At 71.9% G+C, this 4,807-nt stretch carries 3 protein-coding genes; 2 read left to right on the top strand and 1 reads right to left on the bottom strand.

The features are described 5' to 3' along the window. Together D7V97_RS40140 and D7V97_RS40135 are read left to right on the top strand one after the other, a co-directional pair. On the top strand, window positions 1-1,534 hold a 1,534-nt coding region (locus tag D7V97_RS40140; RefSeq protein WP_120615846.1), incomplete at its 5' end, for an LVIVD repeat-containing protein. Between the two features lie 157 nt (window positions 1,535-1,691). Continuing rightward, complete coding sequence (locus D7V97_RS40135) at window positions 1,692-3,191, top strand: LVIVD repeat-containing protein (RefSeq protein WP_233583541.1); 1,500 nt, start codon at window positions 1,692-1,694, stop codon at window positions 3,189-3,191. Here D7V97_RS40135 and D7V97_RS40130 read toward each other — a convergent pair. Then, window positions 3,192-4,807, bottom strand: a 1,616-nt coding sequence (locus D7V97_RS40130; protein WP_120615844.1) for a diguanylate cyclase, incomplete at its 5' end; no start/stop codon positions are given.

Raw genomic sequence — 4,807 nt, 5'->3', positions numbered from 1 at the left:
CCCCCCGGCCGAACCCTGGGACGGCGGCGCCGCGACGCTCCCCGAGCTGACCGACTGGCTGACCCCGGAGCTCTATTCGGACTGCGCCTTCGTCCCGCCGACGGGCACCCCCGTCACTGACTGCACCGACCTGGCCCTGTTCGACCGCGCCTCGTGTCCGGCGGGCGCCTTCGACACGCTGGAGTCCGTGGGTATCCACTACCTGCTCACCCGCTCTGCCTCGGGGTACGTCACCGCCGGCTATGGCCTGATGCTGCCGTTCGACGGGAGGCCGGGCACGCTCAACGGCAGGCCCCTGACGCGGCAGTCCGTGGGGCCGGGCTCGTTCGCCTTCAGCAGCACCTTCGCCGCGCTGCCTCCCTACCTGCCCGCCCGGGACTTCACGTTCGTGGGTTGCACCCGGCCCGAGTCCCGCCGCGTCAACGGCTGCTTCGTCCAATGCGCCGACGGCAAGGTGCGCAGCAAGGGGACCTTCACCGCGCTGCGTCCCTCCTGGGGACGCGGTGAGTCCGAGTCCTCGGGCGGGCTCGTCCTCCAGGCCGAGGCCGCGGTCCCCCTGGGCTTCCCCGCGGATGTCTACGTGGCGAAGGACCATGCCTACGTGGTGGCCATCGGGGACAAGTCCCAACCGGGAGGGCTGGCGGTCTTCGACGTGACCGACAAGGCGCACCCCGTCCTCACGAAGCGCATCCAGCTTCCGGGCGATGCCTACTGGAACGGCGTCTGGGCGAAGGGCGACGCGCTCTACATCGCGAGCACCCGCTCCGGCGTCATCGTCTACGACATCTCCCAGCCCGCCGACCCCCAGTACGTGCGCGCCGTGCCCGGCGAGGCCCTGGCCGTGCACACCGTGTTCGTGGACGGTGACCGGCTCTATGCGATGGCGCCCGAGCCCGCGAGCCAGACGCTCCTGTTCGATGTGTCCTCGCCGCTCTCACCCGTGCTGCTCAACCGGGTGACGGCGTCCGGGGAGATGGGCGGGCCGCACGACGCCTTCGCGTACGGCGACCGCCTCTACGTCAACAGCACGAGCTCCGGCTTCGTGGCCTTCGACGTGAGCCACCCGGAGCAGGTGACGGAGCTGGGCGCGTATGTCTTCAGCGGCCAGTACTCCCATGCGAGCGCGGTGGGCACCTTCGCGGGCCGCACCATCGCCTTCGAGGGCGGCGAGGGCGTCAACGCGCACCTGCGCGTGCTGGACGTCACCGACCCGGCGAACATGCGGCTCATTGGCGAATACGGCCTGCGCCCCGAGTTCTCCATCCACAACATGATCCTCCGGGACACGAAGCTCTACATCGCGCACTACCACGAGGGCGTGCGCGTGCTGGACGTGTCCGTGCCCCCGAAGCCGCGCGAGGTGGCGTACTTCAACACCTTCCTCGAAACCCAGCCCGGCCGGGACAGCGGGATGTTCGAGGGCGCCATCGGCATCCGCGTCCCGGACGATGGGTATGTCTATGTCGTGGACACGACGCGCGGGCTGCTCATCCTCCGGGACGACACTTTGCGGCCCGCGCCGGGCACGCCTTAGACTCCCGTGCGTTGAAGGAGGGCTTCGCGTCGGCCGTGGACCGCGAAGCCCCTGCACTGGAGCCACCCTCCCCATGACGTCGCTCGCACGCATTCTGGGCACAGGGCTGTTCGCCTGCGCTCTGTTGTCATCCGGTTGCAACAGCGACAGGAACATCATGGAAGAGCCGGACCCGAAGCCTCCGGACACGGGGCCGGTGGAGCGCACCGACTACGTGGACGTCGAACCGGACGTGTCGTGCAAGGACGCGGACTACCGGCAGCCCCGCGCGAACTGCCAGGACCCGGGCAGCTTCGACCTGTCCGGCTGTGACCTCGCCGCGCTGGGGACGGTGGAGCCCCGGGGCACCTACCAGGCCCTCCTGCGCTACAACGCAGAGAGCGTCTTCGGCGCCGGCTTCCGCGTGGGCACCCAGGACCTGCCCGGCACCTTCCTGGGACGGCCCCTCGTCCACCAGCAGGTGGACGGCAGCGGGTTCTTCCTCACCGGCGAGTACACGGCGCAGTCCGGGAACGTGCAGCGGTACGCGCTCGCGGGCTGCCGGGTGCCGGAGCCGGGCCGCATCACCGGCTGCTTCGTCCGCTGCGTCAACGGCACGCCCGACTTCTCCGGCACCTTCGACGCCCGGCGGATGAACTGGGACCAGCAGGCCCCTCCCCACGGCATCCGCCCCGTCTCCGAGTCCGTCGTCTCGCGGAGGGAGCCCGTGGACGTGTACGTCACGAAGGGCCATGCCTACGTGGTGTCCCTCAACCGGGGCACGGAAGCCGGCGGCCTGAGCGTCTTCGACGTGGCCGACAAGCTGCGCCCGGTCCTCGTCGCCAACCTGAACCTGCCCCAGGACAGCAATTGGAACGGAGTCTGGGCGAAGGGGGACGCGCTCTATGTCGCCAGCGCCAGCTCCGGCGTCATCGTCTACGACATCTCCCGCCCCGCCGACCCGCAGTACGTGCGCTCGCTGCCCGGCGGCCCCCTCAACGTGCACACCGTGTTCGTGGACGGTGACCGGCTGTACGCCATGGCCCCGTCCCCCAACCGGGAGACGCTCCTGTTCGACGTGGCCTCGCCGCTGGAGCCCCGGCTCCTGAGCCGCATCGTGGTGCCGCGCGAGAACGAGAGCAGCTACCCGCACGACGCGTTCGCCTACCAGGACCGGCTCTACATCAACCACGCGCAGTCGGGCTTCGTCGTGGTGGACGTGACCCGCCCGGAGAACACGCCCGTGCTGGGCACGTATGCCTTCGCCGGCCAGTTCAGCCACGCGAGCGCGGTGGGGACGTTTGGCGGGCGCACCATCGCCTTCGAGGGCGGCGAGCGCTACGGCGCGCACCTGCGCGTGCTGGACGTCTCCAACCCGGCGAACATCCGCCTCATCGCCCAGGTCCAGCTGCGGGCCCAGACGTCCATCCACAACATGGTGCTCAAGGGCACGCGGCTCTACGTGGCCTGGTACCACGAGGGCGTGCGCGTCTTCGACGTGGCGGACCCCGAACACCCTCGGGAGATCGCCGCCTTCAACACCTTCGACGAGTTCCACCCGAACAGCACCGACAGCCTCTACCAGGGGGCCATCGGCATGCGCGTGCCAGGGGACGGGTACGTGTACGTCGTGGACCTGTCGCGCGGCCTGCTGGTGTTCGAGGAGCCGGCGCCGTAGCTACTCCACCTCGATGCGGTTGCGGCCGTTGGACTTCGCCCGGTACATCCGGGCGTCCGCGACGCGCAGCAGCTCCTCCGGGGTGACGCCGTCGTGGGGGGCCACCGCGAGCCCCGCGCTGAAGGTGACGTGGAAGGGCTCGCCCTGGTCGCCCTCGAACTCCATCCCCACCAGCTCCTCCGCGGTGCGGGAGAGGATCTCCTTCGCGCTCTCCGGCGTCTCGCCCAGCAGCGCGACGACGAACTCCTCGCCGCCCCAGCGGGCGCGCAGGTCCTCGCGGCGGAAGCGCGCCCCCAGCAGGCGTCCCAGGCGCATCAGCACGCGGTCCCCCGCGAGGTGGCCGTGCTCGTCGTTGACCTTCTTGAAGTGGTCCACGTCCAGGAAGCACAGGGCGAGCGGCTTGTCCGAACGGCGCGCCTCCGACAGCCGGGCGGTGAGGGCGTCCACGAAGGGCCGGCGCAGCATCAGGCCGGTGAGCGCGTCGCGCTCCGTGCGCTCGCGCGACAGCCGCGCCCGCTCCAGCCGCGCATGCACGCGGGCACGCAGCTCCTCGCGCAGCACGGGCTTGGCCAGGTAGTCATCCGCGCCGGCCTGGAACGCGGCCAGCCGGAACTCCAGCCCCACCTGCGCGGAGATGAGCAGGATGGGCAGCTCCTGCCACTCCGGCGACAGGCGCAGGATGCGGCACAGGTCGAAGCCGCTGGGCCCGGGCATCCGCACGTCCAAGAGCAGCAGGTCCGGCCGGTGCTGCGCGAGCGCGTCCAGCAGCCCATACGCGCTCTCCAGCCCCACCACCTCCACCGCGTCGCTCGCCAGCGCCTGGGTGAGGGCGCGCACCGCCTCCGGGTCGTCGTCCACCACCAGCACCCGCGCGCGCTCCTGCCGCCGCGCCGCCACCAGCCGCTCCGCCGCGATGGCGAGGTCCTGGTGGGTGAAGGGCCGGGGCAGGAACAGCGACGCGCCCGCGTGCGCCGCGACCACGCGCTCCTGCAGGCCGCCGCCCGCGCTGGTGAAGGCCAGGGGCAGGGACTCGTGGCCCTCCAGCGCCCGCAGCGCGCCCGCCGCGGTGACGCCCTCCGGCCCCATGTGGAGCAGCGCACCGTCCACCCGCTCCCGCTGGACCACCGCGCACGCCTCCAGGGCCGTGCTCGCCGTCACCACGCGCAGGCCCTCGTCCTCGCCCATGCGCTTCGCGCTCGCGAGCAGCGCGGCGTCCTCGTCCATCACCAGCAGCGTGCCCTGGGACGGCGCGGCCTCCCCGGGCGACGCCTCCGGCTTCGGCGCACCCGGCAGCGCCGCCACCACGTCCCGAAGCGCGCGGGCCCCCGCGTCCACCGCCGTCCAGTCCAGCGGCCCGCCCTCCTTCACGGGCCGCATGGCGTCCTCCAGCCGGCCCGCCGTGATGCTCACGTCCCGGAAGCCGTAGCTGCCCGCGGTGCCGTGCAGCTTGTGCACGACGCCGTAGGCCTCCGTCAGCGCCGCGGCCTCCCCCTGGCGCCCGCGGCCCAGGTGCGCCTCCAGCGTGGCGAGCCGCTCCGGCAGCTTCGCGCCGTACTCCGCGCTCAAGAGCGCGAGGCTCGCCGCGAAGGAGTCCTCCGGCTCCACCTCCTCCGGCT

The organism is Corallococcus sp. CA053C, from assembly GCF_003611675.1.
Lineage (GTDB): Bacteria > Myxococcota > Myxococcia > Myxococcales > Myxococcaceae > Corallococcus.
The sequence above is the reverse complement of the archived record's forward strand: the minus strand, read 5'-3'. Positions and strand labels throughout refer to the sequence as shown.